This window comes from Micromonospora sp. NPDC047753 (assembly GCF_040642735.1).
Lineage (GTDB): Bacteria > Actinomycetota > Actinomycetes > Mycobacteriales > Micromonosporaceae > Micromonospora.
This window is the reverse complement of sequence record NZ_JBEYSL010000093.1, coordinates 1-16,164: the sequence shown is the minus strand read 5'-3', so window position 1 is coordinate 16,164 and position 16,164 is coordinate 1. Positions and strand designations below refer to the sequence as shown.

Annotated in this window: 17 protein-coding genes; 9 read left to right on the top strand and 8 right to left on the bottom strand. The window is 73.5% G+C overall.

The window, feature by feature from the left end; all coding sequences use genetic code 11:
* On the top strand, window positions 1-978 hold a 978-nt coding region (locus tag ABZ749_RS11120; RefSeq protein WP_357226003.1), incomplete at its 5' end, for a serine hydrolase domain-containing protein.
* Window positions 979-1,000: 22 nt separating this feature from the next.
* Here ABZ749_RS11120 and ABZ749_RS11115 read toward each other — a convergent pair.
* The gene (locus tag ABZ749_RS11115; RefSeq protein ID WP_357225999.1) at window positions 1,001-1,813 is read right to left on the bottom strand and encodes a DUF3097 domain-containing protein; all 813 of its coding nucleotides are present in this window, start codon (window positions 1,811-1,813) and stop codon (window positions 1,001-1,003) included.
* Window positions 1,814-2,116: 303 nt separating this feature from the next.
* Here ABZ749_RS11115 and ABZ749_RS11110 point away from each other — a divergent pair, with 303 nt between their 5' ends.
* Complete coding sequence (locus ABZ749_RS11110) at window positions 2,117-2,911, top strand: hypothetical protein (RefSeq protein WP_357225995.1); 795 nt, start codon at window positions 2,117-2,119, stop codon at window positions 2,909-2,911.
* 31 nt (window positions 2,912-2,942) lie between these two features.
* Here the strand turns inward: ABZ749_RS11110 and ABZ749_RS11105 are convergent, their stop codons facing one another.
* The 4 genes from ABZ749_RS11105 to fabG form a co-directional block, all read right to left on the bottom strand.
* Window positions 2,943-3,722 (bottom strand): HAD-IIA family hydrolase, encoded by a 780-nt coding sequence (locus ABZ749_RS11105; RefSeq protein ID WP_091403868.1) that lies wholly within the window; start codon window positions 3,720-3,722, stop codon window positions 2,943-2,945.
* Window positions 3,723-3,737: 15 nt separating this feature from the next.
* The gene (locus ABZ749_RS11100; protein WP_357225991.1) at window positions 3,738-4,766 is read right to left on the bottom strand and encodes a ferrochelatase; all 1,029 of its coding nucleotides are present in this window, start codon (window positions 4,764-4,766) and stop codon (window positions 3,738-3,740) included.
* A 99-nt stretch (window positions 4,767-4,865) separates the two neighbouring features.
* Entirely contained in the window at window positions 4,866-5,633 is a 768-nt protein-coding gene (gene fabI, locus ABZ749_RS11095) for an enoyl-ACP reductase FabI (protein ID WP_357194417.1), read from the bottom strand.
* A gap of 27 nt (window positions 5,634-5,660) precedes the next feature.
* Complete coding sequence (gene fabG / locus ABZ749_RS11090; protein WP_355009692.1) at window positions 5,661-6,365, bottom strand: 3-oxoacyl-ACP reductase FabG; 705 nt, start codon at window positions 6,363-6,365, stop codon at window positions 5,661-5,663.
* Window positions 6,366-6,519: 154 nt separating this feature from the next.
* Here fabG and ABZ749_RS11085 point away from each other — a divergent pair, with 154 nt between their 5' ends.
* From ABZ749_RS11085 to ABZ749_RS11070, 4 genes are all read left to right on the top strand, one after another.
* Window positions 6,520-7,749, top strand: coding sequence for a histidine kinase (locus tag ABZ749_RS11085; RefSeq protein ID WP_357225988.1), 1,230 nt, complete (start codon window positions 6,520-6,522; stop codon window positions 7,747-7,749).
* Entirely contained in the window at window positions 7,746-8,408 is a 663-nt protein-coding gene (locus tag ABZ749_RS11080) for a response regulator transcription factor (protein WP_357225985.1), read from the top strand. The genes ABZ749_RS11085 and ABZ749_RS11080 overlap by 4 nt, the downstream gene beginning before the upstream one ends.
* A 99-nt stretch (window positions 8,409-8,507) precedes the next feature.
* Window positions 8,508-9,413, top strand: coding sequence for an alpha/beta hydrolase (locus ABZ749_RS11075; protein WP_357225982.1), 906 nt, complete (start codon window positions 8,508-8,510; stop codon window positions 9,411-9,413).
* Window positions 9,410-10,675 carry an acyltransferase gene (locus ABZ749_RS11070; protein WP_357225978.1) on the top strand — a complete coding sequence of 422 codons (1,266 nt, stop codon included), beginning with the start codon at window positions 9,410-9,412 and terminating at the stop codon, window positions 10,673-10,675. Before ABZ749_RS11075 ends, ABZ749_RS11070 begins: the two co-directional genes overlap by 4 nt.
* 354 nt (window positions 10,676-11,029) lie before the next feature.
* Here the strand turns inward: ABZ749_RS11070 and ABZ749_RS11065 are convergent, their stop codons facing one another.
* Genes ABZ749_RS11065 through ABZ749_RS11055 form a run of 3 tightly spaced genes read right to left on the bottom strand, consistent with a single transcriptional unit; the run spans window position 11,030 to window position 14,054 of the window.
* A complete protein-coding gene (locus tag ABZ749_RS11065) occupies window positions 11,030-11,980 on the bottom strand; it encodes a VWA domain-containing protein (RefSeq protein WP_238682141.1) in 951 nt (316 codons plus the stop codon).
* Entirely contained in the window at window positions 11,977-12,978 is a 1,002-nt protein-coding gene (locus ABZ749_RS11060; RefSeq protein WP_112603426.1) for a DUF58 domain-containing protein, read from the bottom strand. Before ABZ749_RS11060 ends, ABZ749_RS11065 begins: the two co-directional genes overlap by 4 nt.
* Window positions 12,957-14,054 carry a MoxR family ATPase gene (locus tag ABZ749_RS11055; RefSeq protein ID WP_196924350.1) on the bottom strand — a complete coding sequence of 366 codons (1,098 nt, stop codon included), beginning with the start codon at window positions 14,052-14,054 and terminating at the stop codon, window positions 12,957-12,959. Before ABZ749_RS11055 ends, ABZ749_RS11060 begins: the two co-directional genes overlap by 22 nt.
* 240 nt (window positions 14,055-14,294) lie before the next feature.
* On the opposite strand from ABZ749_RS11055, the gene ABZ749_RS11050 reads away from it, so the two are divergent.
* The 3 genes from ABZ749_RS11050 to ABZ749_RS11040 form a co-directional block, all read left to right on the top strand.
* Window positions 14,295-14,525, top strand: coding sequence for a hypothetical protein (locus ABZ749_RS11050; protein WP_357225975.1), 231 nt, complete (start codon window positions 14,295-14,297; stop codon window positions 14,523-14,525).
* A 266-nt stretch (window positions 14,526-14,791) separates the two neighbouring features.
* Window positions 14,792-15,292 carry a PH domain-containing protein gene (locus ABZ749_RS11045; protein WP_357226007.1) on the top strand — a complete coding sequence of 167 codons (501 nt, stop codon included), beginning with the start codon at window positions 14,792-14,794 and terminating at the stop codon, window positions 15,290-15,292.
* Window positions 15,293-15,335: 43 nt separating this feature from the next.
* On the top strand, window positions 15,336-16,164 hold an 829-nt coding region (locus tag ABZ749_RS11040), incomplete at its 3' end, for a PH domain-containing protein (protein WP_357225971.1).

Here is a 16,164-nt window from a genome sequence, read left to right as displayed (position 1 = left end):
CAACGCGAACCCGAGGGCGACTGGTGGGAGCGGAGCGCGGGCGCCGACCTGGCCAGGCTGCTTGACGGCCTCAACGCCGACAAGATCGCCTACCCGCCGCACACCGCCTACCACTATTCCAACCTGGCGTACGGGCTGCTCGGCGGGTTGCTCGAACGGCTCACCGGGAAACCCTGGGCCGACCTGCTCGACGAACGGATCCTCGCCCCGCTGGGCCTGCGCCGCACCACCTACGCGGCAACCGAGCCGTACGCCCGCGGCTACGTCGTCCACCCCTGGCACGACACCCTGCGCGAGGAACCCCGTACCGACACCGGCGCCATGGCCCCCGCCGGGCAGCTCTGGTCGACGATCGAGGACCTCGGCCGCTGGGCCGCTTTCCTGGCCGACCCCGACCCGTCGGTGCTGGCCGCCGAGACGCTGACCGAGATGTGCGCCCCCGTGGTGATCAGCGACCTCGACTCCTGGACCGGCGGGCACGGCCTGGGGTTGGAGCTCTACCGCGCCGGCGAGCGGGTGTACGTCGGGCACGGCGGCTCGATGCCCGGGTACGTGGCCGCCCTCATGGTGCACCGACCCAGCCGCACCGCAGTGGTCGGCTTCGCCAACTCGTACGGCTTCCCGATATCCGGGCTCGGCCGTCAGCTGCTGACCATGGTGCTGGACGCCGAGCCGGCGCTCGCGCAGCCGTGGCGGCCCGCCACCGCAGCACCCGACGCGGGGTCGGCCGAGCTGACCGGTCGCTGGTGGTGGATGGGCACCTCGCTGGACCTGAGCTGGGACGCGGGTGACCTGGTGGCCCACGTACGCGGTGAGCGGGTGAGCCGGTTCACCGCCGAGGGGACGGACCGCTGGCGGGGACGTTCCGGCCCGGAGAACGGCGAGATCCTGTCGGTGCTGCGCGACGACAGCGGACGGGCGCTGGCGGTCGACATCGCCACGTTCGTCTTCACGCGCAGCCCGGACGAGGTTCCCTGACCGGCCGCCGGGGGTCGGGCGGTCAGGCCGGCTCGGTGACGAAGTCGATGAGGCGTTCCATGGCGTTGATCAGAGGGGTCTCCACATCGGCGAAGCTGTTCACGCGGGACAGGATGTGCCGCCACATGTCGGCCGGCTCGGCCACCCCGAGGGCCGCGCAGACCCCCTCCTTCCACGGCCGCCCCGGCGGCACGACCGGCCACGCCGCGATACCCAACGCGGCAGGCTTGACCGCCTGCCACACGTCCACATAGGGGTGCCCGGTCACCAGCACGTGCGGCGAGTTCACCCGGGCGACGATCCGGCTCTCCTTGCTGCCCGGCACCAGGTGGTCGACGAGCACGCCGAGTCGTCGGGTCGGGCCGGGGCCGAAGTCGCGTACCTCGGCGTCGAGGGCGTCGATGCCGTCCAACGGCTCCACCACCACGCCCTCGACCCGTAGGTCGTCGCCCCAGATCCGCTCGACCAGCGCGGCGTCGTGGATGCCCTCCACCCAGATCCGGCTGGCCTTCGCCACCTGGGCCCGCACGTTGTCCACGGCGACCGAGCCGGACGCGGTGCGGCGGCGGGCCGTCGGCACCGGCGCCCGGGTCGGGCGGCGCAGCGTCACCGGGCGGCCGTCGAGCAGGAACGCCGCCGGCAGCAGCGGGAAGTTGCGCCGTTTGCCGTGCCGGTCCTCCAACACCACCGCGCCGGCCTCGAAGCCCACCACCGCTCCACAGAATCCGGAGTCGGCATCCTCGACCACGAGATCCGGTTCGGCGTCCACCTCGGGGGTGACCTTGCGCCGTCGCCAGTCGCCCGCCAACACGTCCTCGCCGTATCGCCCCGCCATGTCGATCACGCTAGACCCAGCCCGCTCCCACCCCACCCCCGACACACCGCCCCCAACCCCCAAACGCCGCACCCCTCACGTCAACCGCCGCCCGCCGCTGTCGATCATGCAGTTGTGGTGCTCCACAAAACGGCTACAACCGGTGCCTGTCACCCACCACCACTGCATGATCGACGCGACCCGGAGCGCGGAGACACGGGCGGGCCGGAGCGGGGATCGGGGCGAACAGGGCAGTTGGGGGCAGGCCGGGCGACCGGAGCGGCAGCCGAGACAGGGCCGGTCGTGACCACGTACCCTTTCGGCATGTCCACCCCCGCAACGGGCGCGGTCACACTCGCGCCGCGCCGGTCCAGCCGGTTCGTTGCCTGGGTGCGCGCGTGGCGCGCCGGGTTGGTGCCCTTCGACGAGGTCGCCGACGCCATCGCCGGCGACGAGGAACACCTCGTTGCGGACGCCCCGGGCACCTGGACCGACGTCCCGCTGGGTGCCGCGCTGCCCACCCTGGCCAAGCTCTCCCCGGACGAGATCCGCCTGGTGCTGCCCGCGCCGGGCGACCCGAGGGGTCTGCCCGGCCCCGGCGACTTCGCCGGTGCGGCGCTGGTCACGGGTGAGGCGGTGGTCGCCGGCGGGCTGGGGTTGATCCCCCAGGTGCGGCTGCACACCTCCGGCTCGGGAGACTGCTTCGAGACGGTGCTCTGGCGGGTCTACCCGCTGCCGGCCAACGCCCCCGCCGCGTCACTCTCGTTGCCTGGCGCCGCCGAGGCGGAGGCCGAGTTGGCCGCCGCGCTGGCCGAGACGACAGCCGTGCTGACCCGCCTCGACGTCGCCCAGTGGCGGCCCGAGCTGGCGGGTGCGCTGGCCGCGCTCCGCCGCCCGGACGGCACCACCGATCTCCCACCGGGCTTCGACCCGCGGTCCCGCCGACTTTTCGCCCGGGCCGCGGTGCTCGACCGGGTGCTGGCGTTGGCCGGGCACGCCGCCCCGGGCGGCGCGATCAACAACTACGAGGCGCAGCAACGGGACGCGGCACTCCGCCCCCTGACCGCGGCTTGCCGGCAGGCGCTGGTGGCCGCCTGCAACGCCCCCCTGCGCCCCTGACCGGAGCCCCGCAACACCGGTTGAGGTCAGGTCAGATCTCGTCGAGCAGGTCCGCGACCGAGTTGATGATCCGCGACGGGCGGTACGGGTAACGCTCCGCCTCGGTGCGGCTGCTGATCCCGGTGAGCACCAGGATGGTCTCCAGCCCAGCCTCCAGGCCGCACAGGATGTCGGTGTCCATCCGGTCACCGATCATCGCGGTGCTCTCCGAGTGGGCGTTGATGGTGTTGAGCGCCGAGCGCATCATCATCGGGTTGGGCTTGCCGACGAAGTAGGGCTCGACCCCGGTCGCCTTGGAGATCATGGCAGCGACCGAGCCGGCGGCGGGTAGCGCGCCCTCCACGGACGGGCCGGTCACGTCGGGGTTGGTGCAGATGAACCGGGCGCCGTCGTTGATCAGGCGGACAGCCTTGGTGATCGCCTCGAAGCTGTAGGTGCGGGTCTCGCCGAGCACCACGTAGTCGGGGGCGAAATCGGTCAGCACGTAGCCGACGGCGTGCAGCGCCGTGGTCAGCCCGGCCTCACCGATGACGTACGCGGTGCCACCCGGGCGCTGGTCGGCGAGGAACTGGCCGGTGGCCAGCGCCGACGACCAGATCGACTCCTCCGGCACGTCCAGCCCCATCCGGCTGAGTCGGGCCGTCAGGTCCCGGGGGGTGTAGATCGAGTTGTTGGTCAGCACCAGGAACGGCTTGCCGGAGGCGCGCATCCGGTTGATGAACTCCGGCGCGCCGGGCACCGGCTGGCCCTCGTGCACCAGCACGCCGTCCATGTCGGTCAGCCAACTCTGCACGGGCTTACGGTCATGCATGATGATCCTCAGAGGTCAGGGGCGACGGGTCGGCACGCAACAGACGGTGGCGCAGGTGTCCCACATGGGCAGCTCGCCCAGGCGGCGGCGCAACTGCGCGCCGTCCGGGTCGGTCCGCTCGGTGACCAGCTCACGCACCATGGTCACGAAACGCGGGTCGGTGCCGGGCGTAGCGGCCCGGACGAAGTCCAGGCCGAGCTGCTTCGCCGTCTCCAGCGCTTCGGTGTCCAGGTCCCACACGACCTCCAGGTGATCGGAGACGAACCCGATCGGGCTGACCACCACACCGGTGGTGCCGCCCTGCGCGAGGGCGGCCAGGTGGTCGTTGATGTCCGGTTCCAGCCACGGAACCTGCGGCGGGCCGGAGCGGCTCTGCCAGACCAGGTCGTACCCCAGGTCGGGTGCGGCGGCCGCGGCGACGAGCCGGGCGGTCTCGTGCAGCTGCGCCTCGTACCGGCCGCCGTGCGGGCCGGCGTTGGCCGCCATCGAGTTGGGGATGGAGTGGGCGGTGAAGACCAGCCGGGTGGTGTCCCGCTTCGCCGGGTCGAGCTGGCTCAACGCCGCCCGGACCGCGTCGACGTGCGGCTCGACGAAGCCGGGGTGGTCCCAGAACTGACGCAGCTTCTCGATCACCGGGGCGTCCGGGCCGACGGCGGCACGCGCGGCGGCGATGTCCTCCTGGTACTGCCGGCAGGACGAGTAGCCGCCGTACGCGCTGGTGACGAACGCCAGTGCCCGGGTGACCCCGTCGTCGCGCATCTGGGTCACGGTGTCGGCGAGCATCGGGTCCCAGTTGCGGTTGCCCCAGTAGATGGGCAGGTCGACACCGTGCGCGGCGAAGTCGGCGCGGACGGCGGCCAGGAGGTCCCGGCACTGCTGGTTGATCGGGGACACGCCACCGAAGTGCTGGTAGTGCTCGGCGACCTCGGCCAGCCGCTCCGGAGGCACACCCCGGCCCCGGGTCACGTTCTGCAGGAACGGCATCACGTCCTCGGGCCGCTCGGGCCCGCCGAAGGACACCAGCACCACCGCGTCGTACGACATGGGGTCATTCTTGCCCCTCGGCCGGGACGCCCCGGCGACGCCCCCTGGTCCGGACGCGTAGATCACGCGGACGGCGACCAGTGGGCGTCGCGGGGAGGGTCAGGAACCGATGGCGTGGTAGCCGCCGTCGACGTGGACGATCTCGCCGGTGGTGGCCGGGAACCAGTCGGAGAGCAGCGCCAGGCAGGCCTTGGCGGCGGGCTCCTGGTCGGTGAGGCTCCAGCCCAGCGGGGCCCGCTCGGCCCAGGCGTCCTCGAACTGGTCGAAGCCGGGGATCGACTTGGCGGCGATGGTCCGCAGCGGCCCGGCGGCGACCAGGTTGCTGCGGATGCCCTGCTTGCCCAGGTGCATCGCCAGGTAGCGGGAGGCGGACTCCAGGCCGGCCTTGGCCACGCCCATCCAGTCGTAGACCGGCCACGCCTTCGTCGCGTCGAAGGTCAGGCCGACCACCGCGCCGCCGGGCGACATCAGCGGCAGCGCCGCCATCGCAAGGGACTTGTACGAGAAGGTGGAGACGTGCAGGGCGGTCGCCACGTCCTCCCAGGGCGCGTCGAGGAAGCCACCGCCGAGGCAGCTCTGCGGGGCGAAGCCGATGGAGTGCACGACGCCGTCGAGGCCGTCGACGTGCTCGCGGACCCGGTCGGCGAGGCTGGCCAGGTGTTCGGTGTTGGTGACGTCCACCTCGATGACCGGCGCGGGCTCGGGCAGCCGCTTGGCGATCCGCTCGACCAGGGACATCCGGCCGAAGCCGGTGAGGACGACCTGCGCGCCGTTCTCCTGGGCGAGCTTCGCCACCGAGAAGGCGATCGAGGCGTCGGTGATGACACCGGTGACGAGCAGTCGCTTACCGGCGAGCAGTCCGGACATCGCTGATTTCCTCCGTAGTCAAAAGGGTTAGTGGCCCATGCCGAGGCCGCCGTCGACCGGGATGACGGCGCCGGAGACGTACCCGGCGCTGTCGGACGCCAGCCAGGTGACCACGTCGGCGACCTCGTCCGGGCTGGCCATCCGGCCGGCCGGGATGGACTTGAGGATCTCCGCCTTGCGGTCGTCGGTGAGGCCGGCGGTCATGTCGGTGTCGATGAAGCCGGGCGCCACCACGTTCGCGGTGATGTTGCGGCTGCCCAGCTCCCGGGTGATCGAGCGGGCGACGCCGACGAGGCCGGCCTTGCTGGCGGCGTAGTTGACCTGCCCGGCGCCGCCGGCGAGCCCGACCACCGAGGAGATGAAGATCATGCGACCCCACTTGGCGCGGAGCATCTTGCCGGAGGCCCGCTTCGCGACCCGGAACGCGCCGGTGAGGTTGGTGTCCACCACGTCGGTGAACTGCTCCTCGGTCATCCGCAGCAGCAGCGTGTCGGCGGTCATGCCGGCGTTGGCGACCAGCACCTCGACCGGCCCCAGCTCGGCCTCGACGGCGGCGAAAGCGGCGTCGATCGAGGCGGCGTCGGTGACGTCGGCGCGAACGCCGAACAGCCCTTCAGGCGCCTCGCCGCTGCGGTGGGTGACCGCCACCCGGTCGCCCTGCTTGGCGAAGGCCTGCGCGATGGCCAGGCCGATCCCCCGGTTGCCCCCGGTCACCAGCACGGTGCGAGCCACTGTTCCCCCTTGCGATGGTCAGCACGGACGCGTCGGAGCCTAGGCGTTACCGACAGGTAAGCGCTAACGGGAGTCGTGTCACACCGGGGTACGACACCGGGATCAACCCCTGGTGGCACGCCTCGTGGCGGGGTCGGCCCGTAGCCTCCGGGTGGTGAACCGGCATCCGATCGCGGTGGCCCTTCGGGCCCTGCGGCAGACAGTGCTCGGCCCGGACGCCCGGCCCGAACGGCCGCTGCTGGCCCGGTGGCCACGGCTGGCCCCGTACGCCGCGCCGGTCGGCCTGCTCGCCGCGCTCGGCCTCTTCCTGATCACGTTGACGGTGGAGAGCGACTGGGGCCTGCCGCCGCCGATCGCGCTCCTGTTCGCGGCGATGACGGTGGCGCCGCTGCTGGCGCTGCCCCGGCGTCCGCTGCTGGCCTGGCGGCTGACGGTGCTGGCCCTGCTGATCTGCACGTTCAACGCCCCGGCCGACCAGGCCTGGCCGTGGACCCCGCCGCTGGCACTCGGGTCGATCGCGGTGGCGGCGGTGGTCGTCGCACGGGTCGACCGCCCGGTGCTGGCCTGGGTGGTGGCGATCAGCACGGTGCCGGTGTTCACCCTTGTCCACCCGAACAACCGGGTCCCGGTCCTGCTGCTGCTCGGCGCGCTGGCGATCGCCGGCGACCTGATCCGGCGCAACCGGCTGTCCCGGCGCGCGCTGGTGGCGCAGACCGAGCTGAGCGAACGCGAGCAGGAACGTCGTGCGGTGCTGGAGGAACGCACCCGGATCGCCCGGGAACTGCACGACGTGGTGGCCCACCACATGTCGCTGATCGCGGTGCAGGCGGAGACCGCCCCGTACCGGCTGACGGACGTGCCGGCCCCGGCAGCCGCGGAGTTCGTCGCCATCGCCGCGTCGGCCCGCGACGCGCTGACCGACATGCGGCGGCTGTTGGGGGTGCTGCGCAGCGAGACGAGCGGGCCGCAGACCGCGCCGCAGCCGGACCTCACCGACCTGGGCGCGATGGTGGACGCGGCACGCCGGGCCGGGCTGCCGGTGACCCTGGACGCCGAGTCGGTGGACGACGACCGGGTGCCCGCGCCGGTCGGGCTGGCCGCGTACCGCATCGTGCAGGAGGGCCTGGCCAACGCGGCCCGCCACGCTGCCGGCGCCGCGGTGCGGGTCACCGTCCGCACCGGTCCGTCCGGTCTGGGGGTACGCGTCGAGAACTCCCCGGCCGACGTCCGACCGACCGCCGACGGTGGCTCCGGGCACGGGCTGACCGGCATGCGGGAGCGAGCCACCTCGCTGGGCGGTACGTTCACCGCCGGGCCGCTGCCCGACGGGGGTTACGCGGTGGCGGCCGAGTTGCCGTACGACGCGGAGGGCGGGGGCCGATGATCCGGGTGCTGATCGCCGACGACCAGGCGATGGTCCGGCAGGGTTTCGGCGCGCTGCTCGCCGCCCAACCGGATCTGCTGGTGGTGGGGGACGCCGCCGACGGCGCGCAGGCGGTGGCCGCTGCCCGCCACCTCGACCCGGACGTGGTGCTGATGGACGTGCGGATGCCGGTCATGGACGGGCTGGAGGCCACCCGCAAGCTGCTCGGTGACCGGTCGACGCAGCGGCCACGGGTGCTCATCCTCACCACCTTCGACCTGGACGACTACGTGTACGAGGCGCTGCGCGCCGGGGCCAGCGGGTTCCTGCTCAAGGACGCCCCGGCGGCCGACCTGGTGCAGGCGGTGCGGGTGGTGGCGGCCGGGGACGCGCTGCTCGCCCCGGGGGTGACCCGTCGGCTGATCGCCGAGTTCGCGGCCCGTCCGGATCGCCGCGGCCCGCGCCCCACCGACCTGGCCGGGCTCACCCCGCGCGAGACCGAGGTGCTGCGGTTGATCGCCCGGGGCCGCAACAACGCGGAGATCGCGGGTGACCTGGTGGTGGCCGAGCAGACGGTGAAGACGCACGTCGGGCGGATCCTGGCCAAGCTGGGTCTGCGCGACCGGGCCCAGGCAGTGGTGCTGGCGTACGAGACGGGTCTGGTGGCCGCCGGCGAGTAGCCCTGTGGAGCCAGCCCGGAAACGGCTCTGCGGGACGACGACCGGGCCCCGCCCCTGGGCGCAGTCTCCCTCCGGACGACATTCCGGAGGGAGACCGTGATGCGACGACGAGGTGCCAGCCGGGTGGCGATGGCCGCGCTGCTCGGCGTGAACCTGGTTCTGCCGACCCGACCCGAGCCGGCCACGGCGGTGGGGTTCGTCGAGGCGTACCCCCTGACGGCGGCGGCGATGCGCGCGGCCGGTCCCCCGTACGCGGACTGGGCGGCCGACGGACGCCGGTTCCTGCTGTTCGACGAGCGCGGTGACGGCCGCGCGGTCGAGGTTTTCGGCGACCTCGCCGACGCGGACCGGATCGCGGTGCTGGTGCCGGGGGTCGGCAGTACCCTCGCCGACTTCGACAGGGGGTTGGGCGGGGTGGCCCGGCGGGCGCCGGCGGTGCAGGCCGGGCAGCTCTACCGGGAGCTGCGGGCGCTCGAACCGGCGGCGCGGGTCGCGGTGCTGGCCTGGCTCGGCTACGACCCGCCCGACGGGGTCCTGACGGCCGCCGGTGGCGTCAGCGCGCGGCGCGGCGCGGCCGGGCTGGCCACGCTGCTCAGGGAACTGGCCGGACGCCGTCCGGCGGCGACGATCACGCTGGTGGGGCACAGCTACGGGGCGCTGGTGGTGTCGCTGGCGGCGGCGAAGGCCCCGGCCCAGGTCACCGACGTGGTCAGCCTCGGTGGCGTCGGCGCCGGGGTGCAGCGCGCCGGCGACCTGCCCGGCGGGCGGCGGTTCTGGGCGGCCGAGTCGCCGACCGACTGGATCCGTCGGGTACCGCCGGTGCGGCTGCCCGGCCTGGGTTTCGGCCGGCGACCCGGCGATCCGGCGTTCGGTGCCCGACCCCTGCCGGTGGGTGGGGTGGCGGGGCACGACGGCTACCTCGCGCCGGGCAGCGCCACGCTGGTCGCGGTGGCGGCGGTCGTGCTGGGCGGCGTCGACACCGACGGGATCGGGGACGCCCGGTGAGCCGGGACCGTGCCGTCGACGCCTTGCGGGCGTACGCCATCGGCGGGGTCGTGCTGGGGCACTGGCTGGTCACCGGGTTGGTGCTGACCGGCGACGGCGGGCTGCACCAGGCCAGTCCGCTGACCGCCCTGCCCGACCTGGCCCCGATGACGTGGGTGTTGCAGACGCTCGGGCTGTTCTTCTTCACCGCCGGGTTCGGCTCGACCCGGTCGCTGGCCCGTCACCCGGGCGGCGCGGGCGGTTGGGTGGCCGGTCGGCTGCGGCGGCTGCTGCTGCCCACCGTGGCGCTGCTCGGTGTGGGGGCCGCCGTGCTGCTCGCCGCGACCGTCGTCGGCACCTCGGACGACACGCTCGCCGTCGCGCTGCGGCTGGCGGTCAGCCCGCTGTGGTTCCTGCTGCCGCTGGTGATCCTGGTCGCGGTGACCGGTCCGCTGCGCGTCGCCGTACGCCGGTGGGGGGTGGCCCGGTGCGTAGCGCCGGCGGTGGCCGTGGTGGCAGCGGTCGACCTGGCCGTCCGGCTGCTGCCGTCCGGCACCGACCTGCCTCCGGTCACCGTGCTGGCGGCCTGGTCGGTGCCGTACCTGCTGGGCGTGGCGCACGCCGACGGGCGGCTGGACGGCCGGCGGGCGGGTGGCACGTTGGCGGCCGGTGGGGCTGTCGCGCTGGCGGCGCTGGCGGCGCTGGGCTACCCGGTGAGCGCGGTCGGCGTACCCGGGGCCGGGGTGTCCAACCTGAACCCGCCGTCGCTGCTGGTCGTGGCGTTGGCGGTGGCCCAGGTCGGGCTGGGGCTGCTCGCCCGGCCGGCACTGCACCGGCTGCTGACCCGACCGCTGCCGGGCCGGGCGGTGACCGAGGTGAACCGGTCCGCCGTCCGGATCTACCTGTGGCACCAGCCGGTACTGGTGGCGGTGACCGCGCTCGCCGCCCGCGGCGGGCTGGCCCTGCCTGGTCTGCACACCGCCCCGGACGGCCCGGGGTGGGTGCTGGCGCGCTGCTGCTGGCTGCCGTTGCTCGCCGTGGTGCTGGTCACCGTGGTTCGGGTGGGTCAGCCGAGGTTGTTTCGGCGGGGCGTACGCGCTGGTGGCGGGTGGCGTCGCCAACCGGGCGGTGGAGGGGCCGCCGACCGGTCGGCCGAGTGCGTTCCGTCGGCACCGCAGGTGTACGATCATCGACGTTCCGGCCCGCCCGACTTGCAGGAGGTGATCGCTGTGCGAGATAGCGATCCTCCCAGTCGTGGCCGGGCCGATGGTCAGTCCCGCTGAGCCACGACTCAGTCTGGTGAGCTGACCCCGCTCCGCTCCCCACCACGTCGGCAACTGCCGAGGTGAGTGTGCCGCACCGCCCGATCCCGGGCGGTCGCCGGGAGCCGCCCGGTCACGACTTCGTGTGCGCGTCCCCACCCCCTGCGGTCCGCCCCCGCACGCGGACCGTCCAGCCGCCACCCGGAGCCGTCCATGAGCCGCTACGTCGCCCCGCTGGGCTTCACCCTCGCCGCCGTCTGGGTGGCCATCGTCTTCGTGCTCGCCGGCGGCGGTCACTGACCGCTCCGGGCCGGCAGCTCGCGCTGCCTGGTGCTGGTGCCGGCGGCGACCGTCGACCGCCGCCGGCGCAGCCGTTCACAACATCCGGGACGACCACAGCAGACTGAACGCGCCCGCGCAGAGCGCCAGCAGCAACGCCACCCCGGCGTACCACTGGGTCACCTCACGCGGCTCGGTGCGGAACCCGATCGAGCTGCCCATGTCCTGGTAGACCTGCTTCAACTCGCTCACCGAGGCCGCCTCGTAGAAGTAACCCTCGGTGGTCTCGGCCAGCTCGGCGAGGGCCATCCGGTCCACCGGCACCCGCTGCAACTGCCCGCCGATGTCGACCTGGCCGGTGTCGGTGCCGAAGGCGATGGTGGAGACCGGAACGTTTGCGGCCTGCGCGGCCGCGGCCGCCTCCTCCACCGCCCGACCGGAGGTCCGGAAACCGTCGGAGAGCAGCACGATCCGGGCCGGTGGAATACCCGCCGCGCCGTCGGCCGGCACCGACCGGATCGCCTCCAGGCAGGTGAACACCGCCTCGCCGGTCGCGGTCGCCTCAGCCAGCACCAGCCCGTCGATGGCGCTGGTCACCGCGTCCCGGTCCTTGCCCGGCGGCACCAGCACGTTGGCCGCCTTGGCGAACGACACGAGGCCCAGGTTGTAGCTCTCCGGCAGCTCACTGACGAACTGCTTGGCCGCCTCCTGGGCCGCCTCCAGCCGGTTCGGCGCCACATCGTCGGCCTGCATCGACAACGACACGTCGATGGCGAGCATCACCGTGGCCCGCTCCAGTGGCTCCTTGGTGTCCACAGCGGGACGGGCCAGCGCGGTGGCCAGCACCAGCAGGCAGAGCAGGAAGGCGGTCGCCGGGACGTGCCGACGCCAGCCCAGGCCCTTCGGCGCGACGGTACGCAGCAGATCCACATTGGTGAACCGCATCGCGTACGCCCGGCGGTGCAACTGCCGCCAGACGTAGAACGCGGCGAGGGCGAAGACCGGCAGCACGGCCAGCAGCCACCACGGTTGCAGAAAACGGATCATCGTGTCGTCCCCCGGGTACGCGCGTGCCGCTGCGCGGCCACGAATCGCACCATGTCCAGCAGCCAGTCTCGGTCGGTACGCAGACGCAGGTGGGCCGCGCCGGCGCCGCGCAGGGCAGCGGCGATCGTGGCCCGTTGGGCGGTGGCGGCCTCGGCGTAGCGCTGCCGCAGCCGCGGGTCGGCGGTCTGCACCTCGTGCAGCTCGCCGCTCTCCGGGTCGACCACCGGCAACACGCCCACGTCGGGCAACTCCAGCTCACGCGGGTCGACCACCTCGATCGCCAGCACGTCGTGGCGGACGCGCAGCTTGCGCATCGGCCGCGCCCACTGCTCGGCCGGCGCGAGGAAGTCCGAGACCACCACGGCCACCCCGCGACGGCGGGGCGGACGGTTGAGCATCTCGATCAGGGCGCCCAGATCACCACGGCCGGGCTGGATGGCGGTGCCGGCGACGGCACGCAGCAGGCCCTGCGCCTCCTTGCGTCCGGAACGGGCCGGCAGCCGGGTGAGCACCCCGGGCCCGGCCGGCGGTGGTCCGCCCCGCCAGCGTCGGGCCGGGGCGGACACCCCGCCACCGGTGCCGATCACGGCGCCGATCCGGTTACCTCCGCGCACGGTCAGGTGGGTGATGGCAGCCGCGGCGGCCACCACCACCTCCCGTTTGAGCCACTGCCCGGTCCCGAAGTCCAGGCTGGCGGAGAGGTCCAGCGCGAGCCAGGTCTCCAGCTCCCGGTCGGCGACCGTACGCCGCACGTGCGGTGTGGTGGTCCGGGCCGTGACCGGCCAGTCCATCCGGCGTACGTCGTCGCCGGGGCGGTACTCCCGGGACTCACCCGCCTCACTGCCTGGTCCGGGCAGCAGGCCGGCGTAGTCGCCCTGGAGCAGACCGTCGAGCTTGCGGGTGACGAGCAGCTGAAGCCGGGACAGCACGGCTTCGCTACGGTCAGCCAGGGGGGCCGGACGAGGGGTGGGTGAGGTCACGGGCGCTGCCCGGGCCAGCCAGCGCCCGGCGGCGGCGCGATCGACGGCGGGGTGGCCTGCTGCCGGGGAGCGACCGCCGGGAGCGGGATCGTCGACATCACCCGCTGCACGATGTGGTCGGCGGGTACGTCGTCGGCGAGCGCGTCGTAGCTGAGCACCAACCGGTGCCGCAGGATGTCCGGCGCGATGTCCTGAACGTCCTGCGGCAGTGCGTAGTCACGCCCGCGCAGCAACGCCAGGGCACGGGTGGCCCGGACCAGACCCAGCGAGGCACGCGGGCTGGCCCCGTACTGGATCAGTTGCGCGACGTCGGGCATGCCGTGCTCGGCCGGGGCCCGGGTGGCCAGCACCAACCGGACCGCGTAGTCGACCAGGGCATTGTGGACGAAGACCTGGTCCGCCTTGCGTTGCAGGGCGATCAGCTCCGGGGTGTCGAACACCGCGGTCGGCTCGGGCGCGGCCACGCCCATCCGGTAGACGATCTCCCGTTCCTCCGCGTCGGTCGGGTAGCCGACCACGATCTTCATGAGGAACCGGTCCCGCTGCGCCTCCGGCAGCGGGTAGACGCCCTCCTGCTCGATCGGGTTCTGGGTGGCCATCACCAGGAACGGGTCGGGAACCCGGTGGCTCTCCCCACCGATGGACACCTGCCGCTCACTCATCACCTCCAGCAGCGCGGACTGCACCTTCGCCGGCGCACGGTTGATCTCGTCAGCGAGCAGGAAGTTGACGAAGACCGGCCCCAACTCGACGTCGAACTTCTCGCTCGACTGCCGGTAGATCCGGGTGCCCATGATGTCGGCGGGCACCAGATCCGGGGTGAACTGGACCCGGGCGAAAGACCCACCGACGACCTTGGCCAGGGTCTCCACCGCCAGGGTCTTGGCCACCCCGGGCACGCCTTCGAGCAGGCAGTGACCTCGGGCGAGCAGCGCGACGAACATCCGCTCCACCATCCGGTCCTGCCCGACGATCACGCGTTTGATCTCGAACAGGCCCTTCTCCAGCAGGGTGGCGTCCTGCGCTGGTGTGGTTACCGGGGCAGGTGCCGCTCCGTTCGGCGTCGGGGCGTCGGGCATGGTCGGCTGGGCCACCGGTCCTCCACAGCGTTGTCGGTCGTCGCGGCTCGTGCGGTATCAAGACTCGCACGCCTTGCTGAGTGTCGAGGTGGGGAGAAGCCGATTTCGGGCGCGCCGTCCCCGGCAGCCGAATCACACATCTCGGGTGTGCACATACCGGCCTGCCGCGTGTACGATTCACCCCGTCGCCGGGCGGCTCCCCCCGTGGTCGCCCGGCGCTCAAGCTCTCCGTCGCGCCGCCCTAGACTGGCCGGGATGAGCACCCTCTCCCCCGCCGACGAGGCCCTGATCTGTTCAGCCCGGGGCTGCCGGTCCGTCGCCGTCTGGGCACTGGAGTGGAACAATCCCCGCCTGCACGACGCCGATCGGCGCAAGACCTGGTTGGCCTGTGCAGGGCACCGGGGCAGCCTCGGCGACTTCCTCGACGCTCGAGGCTTTCTGCGTGCCGTCACTCCGGTGCCCGGATCGCCTACGCTCGACGTGTGAGCGGCGACCCTCCGGCTTCCCCCGGCCCCACCTCCCCGTCCTGGCCGCCCACCCCGGCCACCGCACCACCCGGCGTCGACCCGCCGCCCGGCGCGTTCCCCGCACCCGGCACGCTCGGCCCGGAGCCCACCGCGCCGGATGTCTCGACGCCCGCCCCGCTGCCTCCGGGTGCGCTGCCACCCGGTCACCGGCCGGTGCCCGCCGCCGACCAGCGCCCACCCGACCTGCCGCCTCCCGGCCTCCTGCCGCCCGACCCCGGCGCGCTGATGCCGGGTGGCCGGGGTCCGCTGGAGCCCTGGCCCGACACTGTCAACTGGCAGCCGATCTCCACCGACCTGATCTGGGTGGAGCTGATCCGGCTGGCGATCGTGGTGGCCATCGGGCTGGCGGTGACCGGGGTCGCCTGGGCGTTCAGTGGCCACTGGTTGTTCGGGCTCGCCGTGGCCGTCGTGCTGGTGCTCGGCGCGTGGCGGGCCATCGCGATCGTCCGCGCGGTCCGGGCCTGGGGGTACGCCGAGCGGGAGAACGACCTGCTGGTCCGGCACGGGCTGCTGGTGCGCCGGCTCTCCATCGTGCCGTACTCGCGGATGCAGTTCGTCGACGTGAGCGCCGGGCCGTTGGAGCGCGCCTTCGACCTGGCCACCGTGCAGCTGCACACGGCGGCGGCGGCGAGCGACGCCCGGGTGCCCGGGCTGCGCCCGGCGGAGGCGTCCCGGCTGCGCGATCGACTCACCGCGCTCGGCGAGGATCGGGCGGAGGGGCTGTGAGCACCCGCGCGGGCAGCCGCCGACCGCACCGAGGGCCGCTCCGATGAGCGACGGGCCCGGCGAGCCGAGCACCGTGCCGCCCACCGGCCCGACACCACCGGGGCCGCTGCTGCCCGCAGGCACGGCTCGCGATGGCGCGACACCGCCTGGACGGGTGCCGCCTGGCGCGGCACCCGATGGGCCGGTGCCGCCCGGGGCGCCCGCGCCGTGGCCGGCACCGCCGGGTGGTGGCGAGGGCGAACCCCGGCAACGACTGCACCCGCTCAGCCCGGTGCTGCACGGCGCCAAGTCCCTGGTCGTGGTGATCGCCGGGCTGTCCTGGTCGACGCTGTCGCGGGTGGGCTTCGGCTGGTTCGCCGCCATGGTGGCGGTGCTGGCGCTCGGCGCGACAGTGCTGTCGGTGATCAGCTGGTACAACACCGGCTACCACGTCGTCGGCCGGGAACTACGGGTGTACGAGGGGCTGCTCTGGCGGCGTACCCGGGCCATCCCGTTGGAACGGTTGCAGGCCGTCGAGGTGGTCCGGCCGCTGCTCGCCCAGCTCACCGGCCTGGCCGAGCTGCGCCTGGAGGTGGTCGGTGGAGGCAAGACCGAGGCGCCACTGGCGTACCTCGGGGTGGGCGACGCGGCGGTGCTGCGCGAACGACTGCTGGTACTGGCCGGGCGGGTGGCGCAGCAGCCCGTACCCGGCGACGCGGCGGCCCCGGTGGCCCCGGGTGCGACGGCGCTCCCGGCGGCCGTACCGGGCCGGCCACTGCACGCGGTGAGCAACCAGAACCTGCTGATCAGCCAACTGCTCACTCCACAGGCGTTCCTGCTCCCGTTCGGTGTGGCCTTCGTCGTGGTGCAGTTCCTCACCGCCGGTTCGTGGT

Bases quoted from the DNA above. Each gene is read 5' to 3' on its own strand.
- ABZ749_RS11105 (WP_091403868.1), bottom strand. From the start codon at position 3,722: ATGCATGACCGTAAGCCCGTGCAGAGTTGGCTGACCGACATGGACGGC.
- ABZ749_RS11115 (WP_357225999.1), bottom strand. From the start codon at position 1,813: ATGGCGGGGCGATACGGCGAGGACGTGTTGGCGGGCGACTGGCGACGG.
- fabI (WP_357194417.1), bottom strand. From the start codon at position 5,633: ATGTCCGGACTGCTCGCCGGTAAGCGACTGCTCGTCACCGGTGTCATC.
- ABZ749_RS11050 (WP_357225975.1), top strand. From the start codon at position 14,295: ATGAGCACCCTCTCCCCCGCCGACGAGGCCCTGATCTGTTCAGCCCGG.
- ABZ749_RS11080 (WP_357225985.1), top strand. From the start codon at position 7,746: ATGATCCGGGTGCTGATCGCCGACGACCAGGCGATGGTCCGGCAGGGT.
- ABZ749_RS11075 (WP_357225982.1), top strand. From the start codon at position 8,508: ATGCGACGACGAGGTGCCAGCCGGGTGGCGATGGCCGCGCTGCTCGGC.
- ABZ749_RS11065 (WP_238682141.1), bottom strand. From the start codon at position 11,980: ATGATCCGTTTTCTGCAACCGTGGTGGCTGCTGGCCGTGCTGCCGGTC.
- ABZ749_RS11100 (WP_357225991.1), bottom strand. From the start codon at position 4,766: ATGTCGTACGACGCGGTGGTGCTGGTGTCCTTCGGCGGGCCCGAGCGG.
- ABZ749_RS11110 (WP_357225995.1), top strand. From the start codon at position 2,117: ATGTCCACCCCCGCAACGGGCGCGGTCACACTCGCGCCGCGCCGGTCC.
- ABZ749_RS11045 (WP_357226007.1), top strand. From the start codon at position 14,792: ATGCCGGGTGGCCGGGGTCCGCTGGAGCCCTGGCCCGACACTGTCAAC.